Origin of the sequence: Sphingomonas sp. NY01 (assembly GCF_038809135.1) — a bacterium.
GTDB lineage: Bacteria > Pseudomonadota > Alphaproteobacteria > Sphingomonadales > Sphingomonadaceae > Sphingomonas > Sphingomonas carotinifaciens.
In genome coordinates this window covers 1,775,448-1,797,098 of record NZ_CP101722.1, presented here as the reverse complement: position 1 = coordinate 1,797,098, position 21,651 = coordinate 1,775,448, and the positions used below count along the sequence as shown (strand labels likewise).

Annotated in this window: 16 protein-coding genes and 1 pseudogene; 11 read left to right on the top strand and 6 right to left on the bottom strand. The window is 67.4% G+C overall.

Translation table 11 applies throughout. The annotated features are described in order from the left end of the window. Nucleotides 1-184: 184 nt before the first annotated feature. From NPJ82_RS08780 to NPJ82_RS08760, 5 genes and pseudogenes are all read right to left on the bottom strand, one after another. Nucleotides 185-2,521 carry a glycoside hydrolase family 31 protein gene (locus tag NPJ82_RS08780; protein ID WP_342657048.1) on the bottom strand — a complete coding sequence of 779 codons (2,337 nt, stop codon included), beginning with the start codon at nt 2,519-2,521 and terminating at the stop codon, nt 185-187. Between the two features lie 28 nt (nt 2,522-2,549). Next, a complete protein-coding gene (locus NPJ82_RS08775; RefSeq protein WP_112383263.1) occupies nt 2,550-4,178 on the bottom strand; it encodes an alpha-L-fucosidase in 1,629 nt (542 codons plus the stop codon). Next, nucleotides 4,175-4,972 (bottom strand): SGNH/GDSL hydrolase family protein, encoded by a 798-nt coding sequence (locus NPJ82_RS08770; RefSeq protein WP_342657047.1) that lies wholly within the window; start codon nt 4,970-4,972, stop codon nt 4,175-4,177. Before NPJ82_RS08770 ends, NPJ82_RS08775 begins: the two co-directional genes overlap by 4 nt. A gap of 1 nt (nt 4,973) precedes the next feature. Continuing rightward, a complete protein-coding gene (locus tag NPJ82_RS08765; RefSeq protein ID WP_342657046.1) occupies nt 4,974-5,774 on the bottom strand; it encodes a GDSL-type esterase/lipase family protein in 801 nt (266 codons plus the stop codon). After that, nucleotides 5,771-6,738: pseudogene (locus NPJ82_RS08760) on the bottom strand (alpha/beta hydrolase). Before NPJ82_RS08760 ends, NPJ82_RS08765 begins: the two are co-directional and overlap by 4 nt. Before the next feature lie 445 nt (nt 6,739-7,183). Between NPJ82_RS08760 and NPJ82_RS08755 the strand changes: the two are divergent. From NPJ82_RS08755 to NPJ82_RS08745, 3 genes are all read left to right on the top strand, one after another. Then, nucleotides 7,184-9,997, top strand: a complete 2,814-nt coding sequence (locus NPJ82_RS08755; RefSeq protein ID WP_342657045.1) for a TonB-dependent receptor — start codon at nt 7,184-7,186, stop codon at nt 9,995-9,997. Between the two features lie 74 nt (nt 9,998-10,071). After that, on the top strand, nt 10,072-11,655 hold the full coding sequence (locus tag NPJ82_RS08750) for a beta-xylosidase (RefSeq protein ID WP_342657044.1): 1,584 nt from the start codon (nt 10,072-10,074) through the stop codon (nt 11,653-11,655). A gap of 12 nt (nt 11,656-11,667) precedes the next feature. Continuing rightward, on the top strand, nt 11,668-13,878 hold the full coding sequence (locus NPJ82_RS08745; RefSeq protein WP_342657043.1) for a hypothetical protein: 2,211 nt from the start codon (nt 11,668-11,670) through the stop codon (nt 13,876-13,878). 4 nt (nt 13,879-13,882) lie between these two features. Here the strand turns inward: NPJ82_RS08745 and NPJ82_RS08740 are convergent, their stop codons facing one another. Continuing rightward, nucleotides 13,883-14,215, bottom strand: coding sequence for an L-rhamnose mutarotase (locus NPJ82_RS08740; RefSeq protein WP_342657042.1), 333 nt, complete (start codon nt 14,213-14,215; stop codon nt 13,883-13,885). Between the two features lie 126 nt (nt 14,216-14,341). Here NPJ82_RS08740 and NPJ82_RS08735 point away from each other — a divergent pair, with 126 nt between their 5' ends. The 8 genes from NPJ82_RS08735 to NPJ82_RS08700 all read left to right on the top strand — a co-directional run bounded on the left by NPJ82_RS08735 (nt 14,342) and on the right by NPJ82_RS08700 (nt 21,648). Further along, a complete protein-coding gene (locus NPJ82_RS08735) occupies nt 14,342-15,130 on the top strand; it encodes an IclR family transcriptional regulator (protein WP_342657041.1) in 789 nt (262 codons plus the stop codon). A gap of 158 nt (nt 15,131-15,288) precedes the next feature. Continuing rightward, the gene (gene fucP / locus NPJ82_RS08730) at nt 15,289-16,593 is read left to right on the top strand and encodes an L-fucose:H+ symporter permease (RefSeq protein WP_342657040.1); all 1,305 of its coding nucleotides are present in this window, start codon (nt 15,289-15,291) and stop codon (nt 16,591-16,593) included. Between the two features lie 22 nt (nt 16,594-16,615). Further along, the gene (locus tag NPJ82_RS08725) at nt 16,616-17,347 is read left to right on the top strand and encodes an SDR family oxidoreductase (protein WP_235904097.1); all 732 of its coding nucleotides are present in this window, start codon (nt 16,616-16,618) and stop codon (nt 17,345-17,347) included. A 30-nt stretch (nt 17,348-17,377) separates the two neighbouring features. Continuing rightward, nucleotides 17,378-18,235, top strand: coding sequence for a fumarylacetoacetate hydrolase family protein (locus NPJ82_RS08720; protein WP_342657039.1), 858 nt, complete (start codon nt 17,378-17,380; stop codon nt 18,233-18,235). A 5-nt stretch (nt 18,236-18,240) separates the two neighbouring features. Further along, nucleotides 18,241-19,110, top strand: a complete 870-nt coding sequence (locus tag NPJ82_RS08715; RefSeq protein ID WP_342657038.1) for an amidohydrolase family protein — start codon at nt 18,241-18,243, stop codon at nt 19,108-19,110. Then, nucleotides 19,107-20,153 carry an aldo/keto reductase gene (locus tag NPJ82_RS08710; RefSeq protein ID WP_342657037.1) on the top strand — a complete coding sequence of 349 codons (1,047 nt, stop codon included), beginning with the start codon at nt 19,107-19,109 and terminating at the stop codon, nt 20,151-20,153. Before NPJ82_RS08715 ends, NPJ82_RS08710 begins: the two co-directional genes overlap by 4 nt. Further along, complete coding sequence (locus NPJ82_RS08705; RefSeq protein ID WP_267348600.1) at nt 20,150-20,452, top strand: UxaA family hydrolase; 303 nt, start codon at nt 20,150-20,152, stop codon at nt 20,450-20,452. The genes NPJ82_RS08710 and NPJ82_RS08705 overlap by 4 nt, the downstream gene beginning before the upstream one ends. Beyond that, nucleotides 20,449-21,648 (top strand): UxaA family hydrolase, encoded by a 1,200-nt coding sequence (locus tag NPJ82_RS08700; protein ID WP_342657036.1) that lies wholly within the window; start codon nt 20,449-20,451, stop codon nt 21,646-21,648. The genes NPJ82_RS08705 and NPJ82_RS08700 overlap by 4 nt, the downstream gene beginning before the upstream one ends. The last annotated feature ends 3 nt before the right edge of the window (nt 21,649-21,651 follow it).

Sequence of the window (21,651 nt, the reverse complement as noted above, 5' to 3'; positions counted from 1 at the left end):
TACGAGCCCTCGATACGCTCCTGCGGAGCTACTCGATCTCTACTCGACACGAACGGGGAAGGGAGGGGATGATCCCCATCTTTGAAACCTGCTCCAAAGTCCGTTCGGTTTGAGCGAAGTCGAAGACCACGCGCTGGTGGCTGCGCTTCGACTTCGCTCAGCACGAACGGGGTTGGGTGAACGCCTATGATGCCGGGCGGATCACCTGGACCAGCGTTGCCGCGTTCTGGTCGGTGGGCAGCTTGCCCGAGGCGGTGAGGCGGCCCGCGGCGTCGTCCCAGCGCAGCGTGGCAGAGCGGCCGCCACCAGCCTTCTTGTAGGCGTTGGTGGTGCCGTCATCGTCGTACAGCGTGAAGCTGACATCGCGGCCTGGATAGACGCGGATCGCCTCCAGCGGCTGCTTGGTCGCGGTGCTGGGCACCTGCACGCCCATCGGCACGATTGAGCCGGCACGGACGAACAGGGGCACCTGATCGATGGGCGCGGCGACCTCGATCGTCTGGCCGCCGGTGTAGCGGCGGTTGGTCCAGTAATCATACCAGTCGGCGCCGGCGGGCAGATAGACCGGCCGCTTCGTCACGCCCTGATCGGTGACAGGGGCGACGAGGAAGGCGGGGCCGAACATATACTGGTCGCCGATCGTCGCGACCTTGGGATCGTTCGGGAAGTCCATGAACAGTGCGCGCATGAACGGGGCGCCCGTCTGATAGGTCTGGTGGCCCATCGCATAGAGATAGGGCATCAGCGAATAGCGCAGCCGCAGGAAGTTGGCGAGAACGGGCTCGGCCGCCTTGCCATAGTCCCAGATCGAGGCGGCGGGACGCTGGCCGTGGATGCGCAGGGTGGGCGTGAAGACGCTGTAGCCGAACCAGCGGACCATCAGCTCGGGATAGTCGGCATAGTCGGGCGCCATCGCGGTCGCGCCGGCGGGATCGACCAGCAGCGGGCGTTCGGCCTTGGGGCCGTTCGGCCACTGCCAGCCGCCGATGTCGCTGCCCCAATAGGCCATGCCGGTCGCGGTAAAGCCAAGGCCGGCAGGCACCTGGCGCTTCAGCGCTTCCCAGGTCGACTTGATGTCCGACGACCAGAACAGCGCGCCGTTGCGCTGCACGCCCAGATAGGCGGCGCGCGCAAGGATCAGGTTGCGCAGGTTCGGGCGATCCCTTGCCGACCCCTCGGCCACCGGCGTGGTGTGGGTGAGCGGATAGATGTTGTGATAGCGATCGCCCGAGCCGATCGAATAGAAATGGCCGTCCGGCACCAGATCCGGCTCGGTCTCGTCCAGCCAGAACCAGTCGAAGCCCTGCGAGGCGAGGTTGTCGCGGATGCGCTCCCAGAACCACTGGCCGGTTTCCGGATTGGTGGTGTCGAGCAGCGCGCCGGCGCGGTCGGAACGGAACGGCAGGCCGTCGACCACGCTGCCATCCTTGTCGTGAAGGAACCAGCCCTTGGCCGCCAGCGTGTTGTAGTAGCGCGATTCCCGCTCGAAACGCGGCCAGACGCTGAGGATCGAGCGCATGCCCATCGCGTTCAGGCGATCGTTCATGCCCTTGGGATCCGGGAAATAGGTGCGGTCGATGTCGAGCTGGCCCATGCGGGTCCAGTGGAACCAGTCCAGCACCATGACGTCGAGCGGCAGGTTGCGCTGGCGATAGCCGTCGGCGACGGCCATCAGCTCGGCCTGGCTTTCATAGCGCGCCTTGGACTGGATCAGACCGAACGCGGCCTTGGGCGGCAGCGGGGTGGCGCCGGTCAGCCTGGCATAGCCGGCATAAAGCTGGTCGGTGGTGTCGCCGGTGATGACGAAGAAGGAGATGCGCTCGCCCACCTCCGACTGCCACTGGGTGGCGTTGTGGAGGCCGGGCATCACCTTCAGCGCGGACGGGTTGTCCCAGACGATGCCATAGCCCTTGTTGGTGACCATGAAGGGGACGCAGACGGTTTCACCGGCGGGCGCGTCGTAATTGTGGCGGCAGTCGATGGTGCGGCCCTTCAGGTCGAGCACGCCTTCCTGGTTCTGGCCGAGGCCGTAATAATGTTCGCCGGGCTGCACCGCGAAGCTGGCGCCGACCCGGAACGTCTGCTCGCCATTCACCGTATGGGGGGACATTTCCCAGCCGGTCATCTCGGTGATCGGGCGGCCGTCGGGGCGGGTGACGGTGATGGCGACGGGCGGGAGCGAGGGCGCGAAGTAGCGCTGCATCTGGGTGGGGGCGGCGGGCCAGGGCTGCGCCTTGACGGTGAGGGTCATGGCGGAGGAGGCGAAGATGTCGCCGGACTGGTCGGTGCGGTGGGCCCAGCCGGTGGCGTCGGCAGGGGCGTTGGGACCGGGTCCGGGGGCGGCGTCGGCGAGGGTGCGGTCGAGCGCGATCGTCACCCGGACGATGTTGGGGGCGTAGGGCTCGATCGCGACCTGTGCGCCGTTACGGTCGACGGTGGAGAGGGGCGCGGCGAGGGCGGGGGTGGCGGCCAGCGCGGCGAGCGCGGTGCCGGTGGCGAGAAGGTATCGGAAAAGGGACATCGGTGGAATTTCCTGATGGGTGATGGGTTCAGACGAGGCCGCGGCCGTCGATACGGATGGCGGGTACGAAGGCGGGGGCCTGGGCGCGGGGCCAGTCGAGATGAAGGCCGGCGGCGTCGCGGCGGTGACGCACCGGGCCGCCGCCGAGCAGGGTCACACGCTCGATCGCCCCCTCGCGCGCAGTGCCCAGCGACTTGATCGTGATCGGACCCGTCGGCGGCGCAAGGAACAGGGCGTAGAGAGCGCCCTTGTTGGTGGTGAAGCGGATGTCCTGCGGCGTGAACGGCTTGGCCGCGCCCTCGTTCTGCATGCCGGTGGCGAGTTGCGTCGGCCCCTCGCCATAGATGCGCCAGGGGCGCGAGCCGAAGATCGCTTGCCCATGCACCGCGATCCAGCCGGCCATGCCGTCCAGGATCTTTTCCTCCTCCGCATCGATCGAGCCATCGCCGGGCTGCGGAATGGAGAGCAGCAGGTTGCCGTTCTTGGACACCACGTCCGCCAGGCGCTGCATCACCTGTTCAGCGGTCTTGTACGACCGGTCGTTGAGGCGCGCGACATTGTAGAACCAGTCGCCGATGCAGGTATCGGTCTGCCACGGCTCGTCCCACAGCCGGTCGGCAAAGCCGCGCTCGACATCCTGGACCAGACCGAAGCGCTGGTGCGGCTGAAGCTGCTTGGCGGTCAGCACGACATCGATCTTGCCGTGCCATTCGATCGAGCGGTTGTAATAGTCCGCCGCGGACTCCAACCCGACGGGACCGAAGGGCAGGCCGTAATCGTCGAAATAGCAGAGATCGGGCTTGTACTTCTCGATCAGGTCGGTCTGGCGGAGCAGCCAGCGGGTGACATAGGCGGGATCGTCCTTCGGCCCGGTTTCGATCCACTGGCCGTTATTCGCATCGTGCCATTTGTTCATCGCCTCGATGCTGTCGATGCCGTCGGGCAGCACGGCATGACCGCCGGTATAGAGTTCCTGCGGGTCGAGGCCCTCCCACCACTGGCCACGGCCGTCGCCCTTGCGCAGGCGGAACGCGTCATAGCGTTCGCCCTTTTTGGGACCGACGGGATCATAGCCATAGGCGGTCTGGTACCAGTGCCAGGCATGCGCGGCGTGATTGGACACGCCGAAGCGCAGGCCCGCCTTGCGCGCCGCCTTCTCCCAGATGCCGACCACGTCCCGCTTGGGGCCGACGCGCGTCGAGTTCCAGGCGTGATAGCGGCTGTCGTAACAGTCGAGATTGTCGTGATGGCAGGCAAGCGCGACGAAATATTTGGCCCCGGCACGCACATAGCGCTGGATCAGCGCATCCGGGTCCCAGCGCTCCCCCTTCCAGCGATGCTGCAGATCCTTCATCCCCGTGACCGACGGGTGGCCATAGGTCTTCAGGTGATGCTCGTACATCGGGTGGCCCTGCATATACATGAAGCGGCCATACCAGTCGCCCTGCTCCGGCACCGACTGCGGCCCCCAATGCGACCAGAGGCCGAGCTTGGCGTCGCGGAACCAGTCCGGATAGCGATAATTCTGGACGAGCGAGGGCCAGGTCGCCTGTACCGGCCCCCTGGCGGTGCCCATCGGGCTGGCGGCGCGGGCGGCGGTCGCGAGCCCCAGGGCGGCGGAGCCGGCGAGAAAGCCGCGGCGGTGGAGATCGATCACTTGGAGGCTCCCAGGGTCTTGGTGATGGCAGCCAGCGCCAGCGGGCGCATGACCGCATAGCCCGCCGGCGTCGGGTGGACGCCATCGGTCGCGAGGCCGGGCTTCATCGCGCCGTCGGGCGTGGCGAGCGCGGTGTGGTAATCGACATAGGTGTGGCTGTTGGCACGGGCATAATCCCGCAGCCAGCGGTTCATCGCCGCGATCTGCGGCACCGGCCGCTTGTCCTTTGCCCAGGGAAAGGCGGCGGCGGGCGGGATCGAGGCCAGGATGACCTTGATGCCGTTGGCGCGGGCGAGCTGCGCCATGCTGGCGATGTTGCCCTGCACCGTCTCCATCGTCGCGGCCCCCGTGTTGCCGGCGATGTCGTTGGTGCCGGCCATGATATGGACGGCGGCGGGGCGCAGGGCGAGGACGTCCTGGCGGAAGCGGACCAGCATCTGCGGCGTGGTCTGCCCGCTGATCCCGCGATCGACGCGGCCATCCTCGAACATCGAGGGATCGGCGTTGATCCAGTTGTCCGTGATGGAATCGCCCATGAAGACGACGCGCGGCCGGGTCTTCAGCGCGGCATTGGCGGCGGCGTAGCGACAGAGCTGGCCGAAATCGCGGGTGAGCATGTGGAGGTTCCACATCTGCCATCCATCCCCTTGGGGGTGCGGATGAACGGGGCAGGGATCGGCGACGATGCCGACGGGATCGCCGGCATGCGGATCGCCGGGCACGTTGGTCTGCGCCGATAGGGCGGCGCTGGACAGCAGGGCCAGGCCGGCCCCGATTAAGCGGGTGCGTCGCATCCTATCGTCTCCTGTGATGGGCAAGGCCCAGCGCCTGTTCGATCGCGGCCTCGGCGATGGGTGCCATGCGCGCATAGGCATTGTCGAGCGGGTGAACGCCGTCCCGGGTATAGGGGCGCGCCATCAGGCCCGCACGGTCGACGAGCGCGGTGTGGTAGTCGGCATAGGCATAGCCGCGGCGGGCGCAAAAGGCGCGCAGCCAGCGGTTCAGCGCGACGATGGTCGCGGGCTTGCGCTCCTTCACCACGTCGCGGGCGGCGGGCGTATAGTCGTTGACCGGCAGCAGCGAGGCGAAGACGACGGCGATCCCGTGTGCGTCGGCGAGATCGGCCATCGCCTCCCAGTTCGCCTCGATCTGTTCGGGCGTTTCCTGTTGCAGAAATCCCTGAATGTCGTTGATGCCGGCGAGGATCACGACGGCCGCAGGCTTCAGCCCGACCACGTCCTGATGGAAACGCAGCAGCATCTGCGCGGTGACCTGGCTGCCGATGCCGCGATTGACATAGGACCGGCCCGGAAAGCTGGCCGCGAGGTTCCACTTGTCGGTGATCGAGTCGCCGAGGAAGACGACGCGGCGCTCCCCGCGTCTGGGAGCGGCCAGTGCTGCATTGGCGGGCGCGTAGAGATAGCGTTCGCCGAAATCCTGCATCAGGCTGGGGACCAGCCTGGCGCGAAACGGGCCGAGCCACGGGCCCCAGTCCCGTTCCGCCACGATGCGGCGTTCGGGCGAGCTTTGATAGCCTTGCGCGGCGGCGGGCGCCGCCGACAGGGCGGCCAGCAGGGCAATCGCGGCGCGTATCATGCCGGGAAGATGCCCTGACCCGCGGCAAAGGTGGCAAAGAGCGACGGCCATGCGCTGGCCGAGCGCGTCGCGGGCAGGCGCACCCCGAAGCCGTGTCCGCCATCCTCGAAGATGTGCAGCGCAGCCGGACGGCCGGCGGCGCGCACCGCCTGATACAGGGCGATGCTGTTGTCGGGCGGGACCAGCCCGTCGTCGCTGGCATGGACCAGCAGGATCGGCGGGGTGGCCGCATCGACGTGCGTTTCGATCGACCAGTCGAGGCGCTGAGCGGGCGTCTGTTCGGGGCCGAGCAGCATGTCGCGCGAGCCGGCATGGGTGAAGGACGCGGAGAAGCTGATGACCGGATAGACGAGGCCGGCGAGATCGGGCCGCGCGCTGAGCCGGTCGGCGGCGTCGACCGGCGCATAGGTGGCAAGCGCGTGGCGGGTGGCGAGCGAGCCGGCCAGATGCCCGCCGGCGGAGAAGCCCAGCACCGCGACGCGGTTGGCCGCGATGCCGAAGCCTGCGGCACGCGCGCGAATGACACGCATCGCCCGCTGCGCATCCTGAAGCGGGACAAGCGCGCGGCTTGCCCAGCCTTCGTTCGGCAGGCGGTAGAGCAGGATAAAGGCGGTCACCCCCGCGCGTTCAGCCACGCCGCCTGCGACGTGCCTTCATTGTCGTAGGACAGGAAGCCATAGCCGCCGCCGGGACACAGCAGCACCGCCGCGCCATTGGGGCGCGCCGGGCGGCGGACGACGAGGATGGGGCGGGCGATACCCGTCACCCAGCGATCGGGCGTAGCGGCCCCGCGCGATTGATCCGCGATCTTGCGCACGATGCGCGCACCGGTGTCGCCGGGCGGCGGCCCGGGCCAAAGCTCGACGATCTCGTCTCCGGGGCCGGTCTGCGCCGCGGCGGGCATCGCAGACAGGGCGGCGGCGCCGCCGATCAGGGTGCGACGGGACAGGATGGGCAGGGTCATGCCGGTAACTCGCATGTCGGAAGGGCGTGGACATCGGCGGGGTTCTGATTCGCCAGCCGCCGGAAAACAGCTTTGACCGACCGCTGCGCGACCGGCCGGATAATGTCGGACATAGGGGCCAATGGCAGGGTGACATTCGATGCACAGGACGCCGGCTTCATCCTGCCTGGCGTCGGCACCTGATACCCTAGCGGCTGTGTCATCGCTCTCCCCGAACCGCGTGGTATCGTTCCCTTTGCGGTGACCGACAAAGTGACGCCGATCACCGACGAAATCAAATTTTATCTTCATAGTGGCTATTCCTCAACACCTTATCTGCCGCTATGCAGGCCTAGCGTTAGCGCTCTCACAGAGAAGTGCTGCAAGGTTTTAGGAGGGATACTCGATGGACGCCTGCGAACCCGCGCGCCGGAATGATCGGATGCGCTTGTACTCGACCGCTTCGATGGCCGCATTGTTGATGGCATGGACCGTGCCGGCGGCGGCGCAATCATCCGACAATAGCCAGACCCCTGCCGAGCAGAGCGGTACCGTACCCCCCAGCGGCGATGCCGGAACGGCGAGCCCGCAGGGCAGCGGTGCGGCCACCGATACCGAGGCAGCGGACATCGTGGTGACCGGCGTGCGCGCCAGCCTGTCGACCGCACAGGGCATCAAGCGTAACGCGTCGCAGATCGTCGATTCGATCGTGGCGGAGGACATCGGCAAGCTGCCCGACCGCAACGTGGCGGAGGCATTGCAGCGCATCACCGGCGTGCAGATCCAGCGCAGCTTCGGCGAAGGCAGCTCGGTGGCGATCCGCGGCCTGAGCCAGGTGCGGACCGAGGTGAACGGGCGCGACGTGTTCACCGCCAGCGGCGGGCGCACGCTGAGCCTGGAGGATGTGCCCTCCGAACTGCTCGCCGGGATCGACGTCTACAAGAACCCTTCGGCCGACCTGATCGAGGGCGGCATCGGCGGCCTGATCAACCTCAGGACGCGCAAGCCCTTCGACTTCAACGGGCTGAAGATGTCGGCGAGCGCGACCGCCAACTATTACGACCTGCGCGACACCACGACGCCGCAAGCCAACCTGCTCATCTCCAACCGCTGGAACACGGGCATCGGCGAGATCGGCCTGCTGGTCGACCTGGCCTATCAGAAGACGGCGTTCCGCCAGGACCAGATTTCGAGCCAGCCCTTCTTCCGCCTGGACCCGGCGACCGAGGTGGGTGCAGCGACGCTGGCCGGACTGGGGCGGTCCGGGCAGGAGACGTTCCTGCCGCACGGCGTGGGCATCGGCCAGTATCTGGGCGACCGGCGGCGCATCGGCGTGGACGTGGCCCTGCAATGGAAGCCGACCGACACGCTGTTGCTGACCGGCGAATATGTGCGGTCGGACTACAAGTTCCAGTATGGCGATTACAGCTTCTTCGCCTTTACCGGCGATACGCCGATCACGCCGGACTTCACCGCGCCCTTCACCTATGATGCGGACGGCAATTTCCGCAGCGGCACCTTCGTCAACGTGCCGATCAATTCGAACACCAGCCTGGAGCGGCGCAAGTCGGTGACCAGCGACTATTCGCTGAACGCCCGCTGGACGCCGACCGACCGCCTGACGATCAATGGCGACTTCCAGTATATCCGCGGCACGACCGACGGACAGCGCTCGATCGTCATCCTCAATTCCAATGCGGAGCGGCTGTTCCAGCAGGTCGGCAGCGGCGTGCCGACGATGATCATCACCCCCGACAACGATCCCACCAATGGCGATGGCCTGTTGCTGAACCCGGCGAACTATGCGGTGCCGGGCGGCTATCTGGACAATGTCAGCCGGTCGGTCGGCAAGCAATATACCGGGCGGCTCGACGTCAATTACGAGTTCGACACCGGCTTCCTGAAGTCGATCGCGGCGGGCGTGCGCTACACCGACCGGTCGGCGGTGAGCGACAACAGCATCTATGCCTATTACGGGCTGACCGAGACGCCCTATGCGCTGCTGGAGCCGCGCATCTTCGGCGGCGACCTGTACCGCGGCTATCGCGGCATTCCCGAGGGCGTGATCGCCTTCAACCGCAACATCGTTCTGGACTATGACGCGACCCGCAACGCGCTGGCGCCGTTCGTCGGGGCGGAACAGCGGCAGGCTTTGCTCAACGGCGTCACCTATGCGCCCAACGACCGCAACACGCAGGGCGAGAATACCTACACCGCCTACGGCCTCGTCAAGTTCGGTGCGGACGACCTGTCCATTCCGATCGACGGCAATGTCGGCGTGCGCGTCGTGAAGACCAAGGTGAGCACCGCGGGCTTCTCCGCACAAACGCCGCAGGCGCAGACCGGGGTCGATCCCGCGACCGGGCTGCCCATCTTCGGCAACGGCCCGATCAGCTTCGTGCCGCTCGGGGCGGATTCCGATTATACCAAGGCGCTGCCCAGCCTGAACCTGCGCTTCCGCTTCACGCCGCAGCTGCAACTGCGTCTGGCGGCGTCCAAGGCCCTGACGCGGCCGGACTTCACCGCGCTCAACCCGAACATCAACATCGTCGAGAACAATCCGGGCGGTGGCCTGCGTACGGCGACGACCGGCAATGCGAACCTGCGGCCGCTGACCGCGGACCAGCTCGACGCGTCGCTGGAATATTATTTCGCGCGCACGGGTTCGGTATATGGTGCGGTGTTCTACAAGAAGGTGGACGGCTTCATCGCCAACATCACCTCGACCGAGACCTTCAACTTCGGCAACGGTCCGTTCACCGTCGACGTCACGCGGCCGCTGAACGGCGACAACGGCAAGATCAAGGGCTTCGAAGTGGGCGGCAACACCTTCTTCGACTTCCTGCCGGGGGTGCTGTCGGGCTTCGGCGTGCAGGCCAACTTCACCTATGTCGACAGCAAGGCCCCGAGCCCGGATGCGCAGGACACGACCGGCGCGCAGCTGACGGTGCCGCTGGAGCAGCTGTCCAAGTACAGCTACAATCTGGTCGGCATCTACGACAAGGGACCGTTGTCGGCGCGCGTCGCCTATAACTGGCGCTCGAAATATGTGGTCACCACGCGCGGGAACGGCAGCGGCAACCTGCCGATCTTCAACGATGCGCGCGGACAGGTGGACGCATCGATCACCTATACGGTCACGCCCAATTTCGGCTTGACGGTGGACGGGATCAACCTGACCAATACCGAGAACCGCACCTATTACGGGATCGCCAGCCGCCCGCAATCCGCGGTACTGAACGACCGGCGTGTCAGCATCACGGCGCGCTTCACCTATTGACGATCGTGCAGGGCCGGCGGTGCCGGCCCTGCCACCTATCATCCGGGGCCATCATGACCAGCCAGCCACTTCCCATGATCGGCCGAACCCTGGCCACCCTGTTGGCCACGATGACGATCGCGAGCGGAGCCGTTCGCACGGCCGAGGCACAGGCGCCGGTTCGCACCATCGACATCGATCTGGCACGGGCGGGTGAACCGCTGAACCGCTCGTTCGACCTGTCGGTCGGGTCGGATTACCCAGGCACGCTGATCCGGCCGGACAGCCTCGCGCAACTCGACACGGCGGTGAAGGAACTGGGGTTCCGCTACGTCCGGTTCCACGACATCTTCACCGATGCGCTGGGCACCGTGCGGAACCGCGACGGCAAAATCGTCTATGACTGGACGAAGATCGACCAATTGTACGATGCGCTGCTGGCGCGGGGGATCAAGCCGTTCGTGGAACTGGGCTTCACCCCCGGCCTGTTGAAGACATCGCCGCAGACGATCTTCTACTGGAAGGGCAACACGTCGCATCCGCGGATCGACGAATGGGGCAGGCTGGTCGACGCCTTTGTGCGGCACCTCCGCGACCGCTACGGTGCGGAGGCGGTGCGCGGCTGGTTCTTCGAGGTGTGGAACGAGCCCAATCTCGCCGGCTTCTGGGAGAAGGCCGACAAGGCGGCCTATCTGGAGCTGTATGAAACCAGCGCGCGGACGATAAAGGCGATAGACCCTGCACTCAGGGTCGGTGGACCGGCGACGGCGGGCGCGGCCTGGGTGCCGGACCTGCTGGACCATGCCGCGGCCAGAAACATCCCGATCGATTTCGTCACCACCCATACTTACGGCGTGGACGGCGGTTTTCTCGACGAGAAGGGCGAGGACGACAACAAGCTGTCGACCAACCCGGATGCGGTGGTGGGCGACGTACGGCGGGTACGCGAAGAGATCGCGGCGTCCAGATTTCCGAAGCTCCCGCTCTATTTCACCGAGTGGAGCGCAAGCTACAATCCGCGCGACCCGGTACACGACAGCTATATCAGCGCGCCCTATATCCTGACCAAGCTGCGCGCGACGCGCCCCTATGCGCAGGGCATGAGCTATTGGACCTATAGCGACCTGTTCGAGGAAGCGGGGCCGCCGCCGACGCCCTTCCACGGCGGCTTCGGCCTGATGAACCGCGAGGGCATTCGCAAGCCGGCATGGTTCGCGTACAAATATCTCCACATGCTGCAAGGCCGCGAGGTGCCGAGCGCGGACGACCAGGTATTGGCGACGACCGACAAGGGGCGGACGGGCGTGCTGCTGTGGAACTGGCAGCAACCGGCGCAGACGATCAGCAACCGGCCGTTCTTCACCAAGCGGCTGCCCGCCACGCCCTCGGCCGATGCGGAGATCCGGTTGTCGCACCTGACGCCGGGACGCTACCGGTTGGCGGTACGGCGTACCGGCTATCAGGCGAACGACGCGCATTCCCGCTATCTGCAGATGGGATCGCCCCGGTCGCTGACCGCCGCGCAGATCGCCGAGTTGCAGGCGCTGACCAGCGATACGCCGGAGTTGCAGCGGACGGTGCAGGTCGGACGCGACGGTCGCCATGTCCTGCGCGTGAAGATGCGCAGCAACGATGTCGTGCTGGCGACGCTGGAGCCCGAGAACGCTCAGCAGAAATAAACGGGAATTACCATGCAGCTTCGATCACGCCTGTCGTGCCTGCTCGCGCTGGCGCTTGTCGGTGCGGCACCGGGCGTGCTGGCCGAACCGCCAGCGGCGACGCCATATCAGTGGAGCAACGTCACGGTGGGGGCGGGAGGCTACGCACCCAACATCGTCTTCAGCCCCGCCGAGCGCGGCCTGGCCTATCTGCGCACCGACATGGGCGGGGCGTATCGCTGGGACGCGAAGGACCGGCATTGGGTGCCGTTGCAGGACGACAATGCGGTATCGAGCCATATGGGGATCGAGAGCATCGCCCCCGACCCGCGCGATCCGAACGTCGTCTATATGGCCGCAGGGATGAACGCGCGCGAGCCGGCCGCTATCCTGCGCTCCGCGGACCGCGGTGCGACCTGGCGGGTGGTGCCGGTGCCGTTCGCGATGGGCGGGAACGAGCCCGGTCGCGGCCTGGGCGAGCGGCTGGCGGTGGACCCGGGCGATCCGCGCACCTTGTTCTTCGGGTCGCGGCATGACGGCTTGTGGCGCAGCGACGATGCGGGCGCACGCTGGCGCAGGGTGCCGGGCTTTCCGGTCAAGGGTCTTGGTCTGCCCAAGGGACGCGAGGGGCATGGCGGCGTCTCCTTCGTGGCGATCGATCCGACGGGCGCGCAGCCCGGCAAGCGGTCGCAGCGGATTTGGGCCGGCGTGGCGCAGACGGGCGCCGGCGCCTTGTGGCGGTCCGACGACGGTGGGGAAAGCTGGACGGCGGCCGACGCACCGCCCTTGTTCGCGGCCAAGGGCGTGGTGGACAGCCGCGGCGTGCTGTGGGTCGGATATTCCGATGGCATCGGGCCGAGCGACGCCAAGACGGGCGCGGTATGGCGCTATGGCCGTGACGGTAGCGGGCGTGACGTCACGCCGCCGGACTGGCGCGCTACCGGCGCCGAGGGCGGCTTCCTGGGCGTCGCGGTGGCCCGGTCAGCGCCCGGCACTGCCGCGGTGTCAACGATCGACCGGCGCGGGGCGGGGGACTCGCTATGGGTGACGCGCGATGATGGGGCGCATTGGGAGGATATGGGCCCGCGCAGCCGGCGTGACGTGTCCGCCTCGCCCTTCCTGTCGCATGAAGGGAAGGGGGCCGATTTCGGGCACTGGATCTCTGGCTTGGCGATCGATCCGTTCGATGCGGGGCATGTCGCCTATACGACCGGGGCGACGGTCTATGCGACGGCGGGGATGAGCGGGAAGGGGGCGATCGACTGGGCACCGTGGGTGCGCGGGATCGAGCAGACCGCGATCATCACGCTGATCTCGCCCAATGGCGGCGCACCGCTGGTGTCTGGGTTCGGCGACCTGGCCGGGTTCGTCCACCGCGACTTGGCCAGCTCGCCCGAACCCAGCTTCATCAACCCCTATCTGTCGAACACCAACACGCTGGATTATGCCGGGCGGGCGCCGAATGTGATCGTGCGGAGTGGCAGCCTGTATGTCGACCGGGCGCGGGATGCGTCGTTGGGGCGGTCGGAGGATGGCGGGGCGACCTGGGTGCCGGTCCGGGTGCCGCCGCAAGGGTCGCCGCCGGCGCGCGACGACCTGATGGGGGAGGCAGCGATCAGCGTGTCGGCGGACGGCGCCACCATGCTGGTTTCGACCAGGATCCCGCAGATGACGCGCGACGGCGGCCGATCATGGCAGGCGGTGCGCGGCCTGCCCGGCCGGACGCGGACGGTGGCGGACAAGGTCGATCCGCGCGCCTTCTGGGCCGTAGACACACAGGGCGGACGTTTGCTGGCATCGCGCGACGGTGGCGCCAGCTTTGCGCCGGTCGCGGGGCGGGGACTGCCCAAGGACCTGATGCCGGCAGGACGACAGGGGCGCGAGGCGCAGAGCGCGCTGCTCGCGACGCCGGGGCGCAGCGGCGACCTGTGGTTGCAGGCGGGAACGCGGCTGTTTCACAGCAGCGACGGCGGGGCCGGTTTCGTGCCCGCCAGCGGCGCGCTGTCGGTCGAATTGTTCGGGCTGGGGCGCGAGCATCTGTTCGCGATCGGCACGCTGGGCGGCGTGCGCGGCATCTGGCGCTCGGCCGATCGCGGCACGTCGTGGACACGGATCGATAACGATGCGCATCGCTGGGGCGGGCGATACCGGGTGATCGCGGGCGATCCCCGGCGCGCCGGCCGGGTCTATGTCGGTACCGACGGCCGGGGGCTGTTCTATGGCGATCCGGTGTCCGGACGCTGAGGCGTCACGCCCCGTCCAGCGTGAAGATGCGGGTCATCGGCGCCCATTTGTCCGGCGATCCGGCGATACGCTGCTGGAAACGGTCCATCGCCGCCTGCCAGCGGTCGTCGGTGGCGCGCAGATGGTCGGGGATCGCGCGCGGCCAGTCCGCCGATACCTCCGCGACCATGAACAGGCGGGGACCGAAGCGCCAGATCTCCATCGCCTCGTAGCCGGCGGCGCGGATGCCCTCCACCACCTCCGGCCAGACGGCGCCGGGGGCGTGCGCGGCCTCATAGGCGGCGATAAGCTCGGCATCGTCGACCAGATCGAGCGCGAAGCAGATGCGTTGGGCCATGTGCAATCCTCATCCCGTTGACCGGGCGGCACTATGGACATGGCCCGGCGCCGTCAAACCAGCGTCGTTGCGGGGCATCGGCGGAACGCCTACCCGAGAAAACACATGGCAGGAGGATGCGCAACGATGGCGGAGCGAAAGGAACGCAAGGGCAGCTATGCCGCGCCGGCGCTGGACAAGGCGTTCCTCGTCATCGAACTGCTGGCGGACCATCCACAAGGATTGCTGGCCAGCGAGATGGCCACCGCGCTCGGGCGCTCGCTGGGCGAATTGTTCCGCATCGTGGTGGTGATGGAAGAGGCCGGCTATCTCCAGAAGTCGCCGGTGACCGACCGCTATACCATCACCTACAAATTCCTCGACATCGCGTACCGGGCGACGCCGACCCGGCAACTGACCGCGGCGGCGGTGCCCGAGATGCAAGCACTGGCACGCGCGACGGAGCAGTCCTGCCACCTGGTGGTCGCCAAGCATGCCGAGGGGCTGGTGATCGCGCGCGAGGAAAATCCCGGCGTACGCGGCTTCGCATTGCGGCTGGGCGCATCGATCGACCTGCTGCGCAGTTGTTCGGGACAGGTGATCCTGGCATTTTCAGCGCCGGCCGCAGCGGAGCGGTTGCTCGACAGGATCGAGGCGACGCGGGGTGCGGAGATCGACCGGGCGGCGCTGTCGAAGCGACTGGAAGAGGTGCGGGCCAAAGGCGGCGACATGCGGGAAAGCCCGGTCGCGCGCGGGGTAACGGATGTCAGCTATCCGGTCTTCGGCTTTGGCGGCGAGGTGATGGCCGCGCTGACCATTCCCTTCCTGGAACTGATCGACGGATCGCAGGCACTCGGCGTGGATGCGGCCCGCGAAATGCTGGCGGCGGCGACGCTGCGCATCTCGCGGCTGCTGGGACATGTGGCGGAAGAATGAACGCCGGCGGGTTGCGCCGGTTCGCACATCCCGCTAACTTTCACGCATAAAAGTGAAATATCATGGAGAGGCGCGATCATGGTTGGAGATAGTCGGCATCATCTATCCCGTGGCCCCTTCATGGCATCTGCACCGTACCTGACGGGAGTGCGTAGCTGATGGCGATGCCGGTCATGCCGGCGGCGGGTGCGCCGCAGGCGGGCGCCACGCCGTATCGCGGGCAGCGCTATCTGCCGGCGCTGATCATCACGGTCAGCCTGTTCTTCCTGTGGGGTGTCGCCAACAACCTGAACGACATCCTGATCGCGCAGTTTCGCAAGGCGTTCACGCTGTCCGACTTCGGCACGAGCTTCGTGCAGCAGGTGTTCTATTTCGGCTATTTCCTGCTGGCGGTGCCCGCATCGATGGTGATGCGCCGGTTCGGCTACAAGGCGGCGATCGTAACCGGCCTGATGCTCTATGCGGCGGGCGCACTGCTCTTCTACCCGGCGGCGCAGGCCAGCCTGTACCAGTTGTTCCTGCTCGCACTGTTCGTGATCGCCGCGGGCCTCGCCTTTCTGGAGACCTCCGCCAATCCGCTGATGACCGAACTGGGCGATCCGGCGACCGCGGCGCGGCGGCTGAACTGGGCACAGGCGGCCAACCCCCTGGGTGCGATCACCGGCATCCTGATCGGGCGCTTCTTCATCCTGTCGGGCATCGAGCATGACGAACAGGCGCTGGTGACGATGGACGCCGCGGCGCGCGAAGCCTTTTACCGCAGCGAGGTACAGGCGGTGGTCGGCCCCTATATGTGGATTGCCGCCATCGTGCTGGCGTTTGCGGTCGCCGCGCTGTTCGTCGCCTTTCCGAAGAACCCGCCGCGCGAGGCCGGTGACACGACGCAGGGCGGGCGCTTTGCCGATGTGCTGCGCCATCCGCGGCTGATCGGGGCGGTGGTCGCGCAATTCTTCTATGTCGGCGCGCAGGTCGGGCTGTGGAGCTATACGATCCGCTACGCACAGGCGAATGCCGGGTTTGGCGAGCGGGCGGGCGCGGACGCACTGTTCGTGTCGCTGGTGCTGTTCGCGGCCGGTCGGTTTGCCGGTGCGGCGTTGATGGCGCGGATGGCGCCGGTTCGGCTGCTGGCGCTGTTCGCGGGCATTTCGCTGGCGCTGGCGGCGGTGGCCGGGCTGATCGGCGGCACGATCGGGCTGTATGCGCTGGTCGCTTCCAGCTTCTTCATGTCGATCCAGTTTCCGACGATCTTTGCGATCGGCATCGATGGCCTGGGGCCGCTGCGCCGGATCGGGGCCTCGCTGATCGTGATGGCGATCATCGGCGGCGCCGGGCTGACCGCGCTGATGGGGCTGGTATCCGATCTGGCGGGGATCACCCATGCGGTGCTGGTGTCGGCGGCGAGCTTCGCGGTGGTGCTGGCCTTCGCGATCATCGTCGGCCGCGGGTCGGCCAAGGCCGGCTGAGAGACAAAGCAGGAGTAGCAGAGTGGACAGGTTGAAGGGCAAGCGTGCGATCGTCACCGGCGCCGGGCAGGGTATCGGCCGGGCGGCGGCGGAACGCTTCGCACAGGAAGGCGCCAGCGTCGTCGCGGTCGATCGCAATGCGGACGCGCTGGCGACCCTGACGGGGTGCGAGACGCGGCTGCTGGACCTGACCGATGCGGCGGCCATCGCCGCGTTCGGTGCCGAGGCGGGCGAGGTCGACGTGCTGTTCAATTGCGCGGGCTATGTCGATGCCGGCACGCTGCTGAACAGCCAGGATGCCGGTTATCGCCTGTCGTTCGACCTGAACGTCCATGCGATCACCCATATGCTGACGGCGCTGCTGCCCGGCATGATCGCGAGGGGCGGGGGGTCGATCATCAACATGGCCTCGGTCGCGGGGCCGGTGATCGGCGTGGCGAACCGCTTCGCCTATTGCGCGTCCAAGGCGGCGGTGGCGGGGATCACCCGGTCCGTGGCGGTCGATTATGTCGGCGACAAAATCCGCTGCAACGCGATCTGCCCGGGCACCGTGCAGTCGCCGTCGCTGGACGAGCGGTTGGCCGCGACCGGGGACGAGGCGGGGGCGCGGGCGGCGTTCATCGCCCGCCAGCCGCTCGGCCGGCTGGGCACCGCGGACGAGGTGGCGGCGCTGGCGCTGTACCTGGCGTCCGACGAAAGCGCGTACACCACCGGGCAGCTGCACGTCATCGACGGCGGCTGGTGCATGGCCTGATCTTTTTCTGAAGTTTTGAAGGTATTCGATATGAAGCTTTGTCGGTTTGGTGCTCCCGGTGCGGAGCGTCCCGGTGTGATCGATGCGGATGGCCGTATCCGCGACCTGTCCGCGCATGTCGGCGACATCGGCCCCGATGCGCTGGGCGCGGACACGCTCAAGCGGCTGGCCGCGATCGATCCGGCGAGCCTGCCGCTGGTCGAGGGTGAGCAGCGCTACGGCGCGTGCGTGACGGGCACCCGCCATTTCGTTGCGATCGGCCTGAACTACGCCGACCATGCCGCGGAGTCGAACCTGCCGATCCCGGAGGAGCCGGTGGTGTTCCAGAAATGGGTAAGCTGCATTCAGGGGCCGAACGATCCGATCGTGATCCCCAAGGATTCCAAGAAGACCGACTGGGAGGTCGAGCTGGGCGTGGTGATCGGCAAGCGCGCCAACCATGTCGCGGAGGCCGATGCCCTGGATCACGTCGCGGGATATTGCGTCATCAATGACGTGTCGGAGCGCCACTGGCAGATCGAGCGCGGCGCGACCTGGGACAAGGGCAAGGGCTTTCCGACCTTTGGCCCGATCGGCCCCTGGCTGGTGACCGCCGACGAGGTGGGCGACCCGCAGAACCTGTCGATGTGGCTGTCGGTGAACGGCACGCGCGTACAGGACGGCCACAGCCGCACCATGATCTTCGGCGTTGCGCAGATCATCGCCTATCTGTCGCAGTTCATGACGCTGGAGCCCGGTGACGTCATCACCACCGGCACGCCGCCCGGCGTCGGCCTGGGGCAGAAGCCGGAACCCTGGTATCTGAAGGCCGGCGACGTGGTGGAGCTAGGTATCGAGAAGCTGGGCGAGCAGCGGCAGGACGTTGTCGCCTGGACGGCGGCGGCCTGACGCGCATGACGGCGCGGCCGCCCTTCGTGGATGCACACCTGCACATGTGGGATCGGGGGCAACTGCGCTATCCGTGGCTGGACGAGGCGGACAAGGCGCCGATCGCGGACAGCTACCTGCCGGCCGACTACACCCACGAGGCGGCTGCGTGGAACGTCGTCGGGGCCGTGCATGTCGAGGCCGGGGCGCATCCGGGCGATGCGGCAGGCGAGACGCGGTGGCTGGACGAGCTTGCCGCCGATACCGGGCTGCCCACCGCCATGGTCGCCTATGTCGCGCTGGACGATCCGGAGGTGGAGGCGAAACTGGCCTTTCACGCGGGCCATGCGCAGGTTCGCGGCATCCGCCACATGGTGAACTGGCACCCGACCGACCCTGGGCGGGCGGCGCACCCTCGTGACCTGACGCGGGGCGATGCGTGGCGGCGGGGCTATGCGCTGCTGGCGCGCCATGGCCTCAGCTTCGACTATCATGGCTTTCCGCCGCAGCTGGCCGGCATGGCGGAGGTGGCTGCGCTCCACCCCGACACGCCGGTAATCGTCGACCACCTGGCCTTGCCGATCGTGGCGGATGGGCTGGAGGCGTGGCGCGACGGCATTACGCGGCTGGCGGCGATGCCGCATGTGGCGATCAAGCTGTCCGGCGCGGGGTTCGTCGGCGCGCCCTTTGCCGACATCGTGCGCGAGGTGATCGACCGCTTCGGCACGCGCCGGGTGATGGTGGCGAGCAATTTTCCCACCGACCGCCTGTTCGCGACGATGGACGAGACGCTGGGCGCCTATGAGGCGCTGCTCGCCGATTTTTCCGAGGATGAGCGGCGCGACCTGTGGGGTCGCAACGCCAATACCCTTTACCGATTGGGACTGACGCTGTGAACGATATCGCTCGCCGGACGGTGGGACGCACCGGCCTGACCGTGACCGAACTGGGGTTCGGCGCGGCCTCGCTCGGCAATCTGTATCAGCCGGTCGCCGACGTCGATGCGCGGGCCGCGATCGACGCGGCACTGGATGCCGGCATGACCTATGTCGATACCGCACCGCATTACGGGCGGGGCCTGTCGGAACGACGGGTGGGCGACGCGGTGCGCACCCGCGCGGACGTGGTGGTATCGACCAAGGTCGGGCGGCTGATGGACCCCGATGCCAGCATCACCGACGACCGGGAGCGTGACGGCTTCCGCTCGCCGATGCCCTTCCGCATGCGCTACGATTACAGTCATGACGGCGTCCTGCGCAGCCATGAGCACAGCCTGCAACGGCTCGGGCTGGGGCGGGTGGACCTGCTGTATGTTCACGATATCGGCGGCTACACGCATGGCGATGCCGCCGGGGAACATTGGGAGCAACTGACCCGTGGCGGCGGCCTCAAGGCGCTGGCGCGGTTGCGGGACGAGGGGGCGATCGCGGGCTTCGGCATCGGTGTCAACGAGATCGCGGTGTGCCTGGACGTGATGCGCGAAATGCCGCTGGACGCGATCCTGCTGGCCGGGCGCTACACGCTGCTGGAACAGGATGCGCTGGACACGCTGCTGCCCGCCTGCGCCACGGCCGGCACGTCGATCGTGATCGGCGGGCCCTATAACAGCGGCATCCTGGCCACGGGGACCAAGGGGGGCGGGGTGCTGCACCATGATTATGGCCCGGCGTCGGACGCAGTAGTCGCCAGAGTGCGCGGGATCGAGGCGGTGGCCGACCGCCACAACGTGCGGCTGCCTGCTGCTGCGTTGCAGTTCGTGCTGGCCCATCCGAGCGTCGCCAGCGTCATTCCGGGGCTCGGCAGCGCGGCGCGCGTCACTCAGACGATGGACCTGTACCGCGCGGTGATTCCGGCCGATTTCTGGGCCGAATTGCGCCATGAGGGATTGCTGCGCGCCGACGCGCCGATCCCCGCCACCACCAAGGAGACCACCGCATGATCCCGCCGGCCGCCATCCGCCTGTCGCCCAGCGACAATGTCGTCGTCTGTTGCCGGTCGATCGAGGCGGGGGAGAGCTTCGTCGTGGAGGGCCAGACGCTGAGCGTGACGCAAGCCGTGCCGATCGGCCACAAGCTGGCGCTGTTTGCGCTCAATCCGGGTGACAAGGTCTTGAAATACGGGATGCCGATCGGATCTATGACGGCAGCGGCCGATCCCGGCGGGTGGGTCCATATGCACAACATGAAAAGCGATTACATGCCGGCACATCTGCGTGACGCGGCGGGAGACCAAGCATGATCGAGGCATGGCTGCGTGCCGACGGGCGCAAGGGCATTCGCGACGCCATCGTCGTCGTCTATCTGGTGGAATGCGCGCACCATGTCGCGCGCCGCATCGTGGACAAGGTGGATGACCCACGGGTGCAGTTGATCGGCTTTCCCGGCTGCTACCCCAACGACTATGCGCTGGCGATGATGAAGGCGCTGATCGTCCATCCCAATGTCGGTGGCGTGGTGCTGATGTCGCTGGGGTGCGAGAGCTTCAACCGCGAGGCGCTGGCACGCCACGCACAGGAGAATGGCCGCCCGGTCGAGACGGTGGTGATCCAGCAATCGGGCGGCACGCGCGGCGCGATCGATGCCGGGCTGGCGGCGGTGGCACGCGTCGGCGCGATCGCCGACGCGCAGGCGGTACGGGTGCCAATGGCGATGTCCGAACTGGTCGTCGGCACGATCTGTGGCGGCTCCGACGGGACGAGCGGGATCACCGGCAATCCGGCGGTGGGCCGTGCCTTCGACACACTGGTCGATGCCGGTGCGACCTGCATCTTCGAGGAAACCGGCGAGATGATCGGTTGCGAGGGCCACATGGCCGAGCGCGCGGCCAGCCCGGCGGTGGCCGACGCGCTGATCGCGTCCGTCCAGCAGGCCGAGCGTTATTACCGCGCGATGGGCTATGGCAGCTTTGCGCCCGGCAATGCCGAGGGTGGCCTGTCCAGCCAGGAGGAGAAATCCGCCGGCGCCTATGCCAAGTCGGGCAGCCGCGCCATCGACGGGGTGATCCTGCCGGCCGAACAGGCGCCGGGGCCGGGGCTGTACCTGCTCGACGTGGTGCCGCCGGGCGATCCCAAGTTCGGCTTTCCCAACATCGTCGATAATGCCGAGATCGGCGAGCTGATCGCATGCGGGGCGCATATCAACCTGTTCGTCACCGGACGCGGATCCGTGGTCGGGTCCGCGATCTCGCCGGTGATCAAGGTGTGCGCGAACCCGGAAACCTATCGCCGGATGGAAGGGGACATGGACGTCGATGCCGGCCGTATCCTGGAAGGCCGGGCGACGCTGGACGAGGTGGGGGCCGAGATCGTGTCGCTGATCGCGGCGGTGTCCGCCGGCGCACAGACCAAGTCCGAAGCGCTGGGACATCAGGAGTTCGTGCTGACCTACAAGGCATCGGCGCCGGCCGGACCGGCCTGCATGCCGGTCGCGGCCTGAACG

What these genes read in the sequence shown, in the direction of transcription:
- NPJ82_RS08780 (WP_342657048.1), bottom strand. Translation starts at nt 2,521, where the DNA reads ATGTCCCTTTTCCGATACCTTCTCGCCACCGGCACCGCGCTCGCCGCG.
- NPJ82_RS08770 (WP_342657047.1), bottom strand. Translation starts at nt 4,972, where the DNA reads ATGCGACGCACCCGCTTAATCGGGGCCGGCCTGGCCCTGCTGTCCAGC.
- NPJ82_RS08765 (WP_342657046.1), bottom strand. Translation starts at nt 5,774, where the DNA reads ATGATACGCGCCGCGATTGCCCTGCTGGCCGCCCTGTCGGCGGCGCCC.
- NPJ82_RS08755 (WP_342657045.1), top strand. Translation starts at nt 7,184, where the DNA reads ATGGCCGCATTGTTGATGGCATGGACCGTGCCGGCGGCGGCGCAATCA.
- NPJ82_RS08750 (WP_342657044.1), top strand. Translation starts at nt 10,072, where the DNA reads ATGATCGGCCGAACCCTGGCCACCCTGTTGGCCACGATGACGATCGCG.
- NPJ82_RS08745 (WP_342657043.1), top strand. Translation starts at nt 11,668, where the DNA reads ATGCAGCTTCGATCACGCCTGTCGTGCCTGCTCGCGCTGGCGCTTGTC.
- NPJ82_RS08740 (WP_342657042.1), bottom strand. Translation starts at nt 14,215, where the DNA reads ATGGCCCAACGCATCTGCTTCGCGCTCGATCTGGTCGACGATGCCGAG.
- NPJ82_RS08735 (WP_342657041.1), top strand. Translation starts at nt 14,342, where the DNA reads ATGGCGGAGCGAAAGGAACGCAAGGGCAGCTATGCCGCGCCGGCGCTG.
- fucP (WP_342657040.1), top strand. Translation starts at nt 15,289, where the DNA reads ATGGCGATGCCGGTCATGCCGGCGGCGGGTGCGCCGCAGGCGGGCGCC.
- NPJ82_RS08720 (WP_342657039.1), top strand. Translation starts at nt 17,378, where the DNA reads ATGAAGCTTTGTCGGTTTGGTGCTCCCGGTGCGGAGCGTCCCGGTGTG.
- NPJ82_RS08715 (WP_342657038.1), top strand. Translation starts at nt 18,241, where the DNA reads ATGACGGCGCGGCCGCCCTTCGTGGATGCACACCTGCACATGTGGGAT.
- NPJ82_RS08705 (WP_267348600.1), top strand. Translation starts at nt 20,150, where the DNA reads ATGATCCCGCCGGCCGCCATCCGCCTGTCGCCCAGCGACAATGTCGTC.
- NPJ82_RS08700 (WP_342657036.1), top strand. Translation starts at nt 20,449, where the DNA reads ATGATCGAGGCATGGCTGCGTGCCGACGGGCGCAAGGGCATTCGCGAC.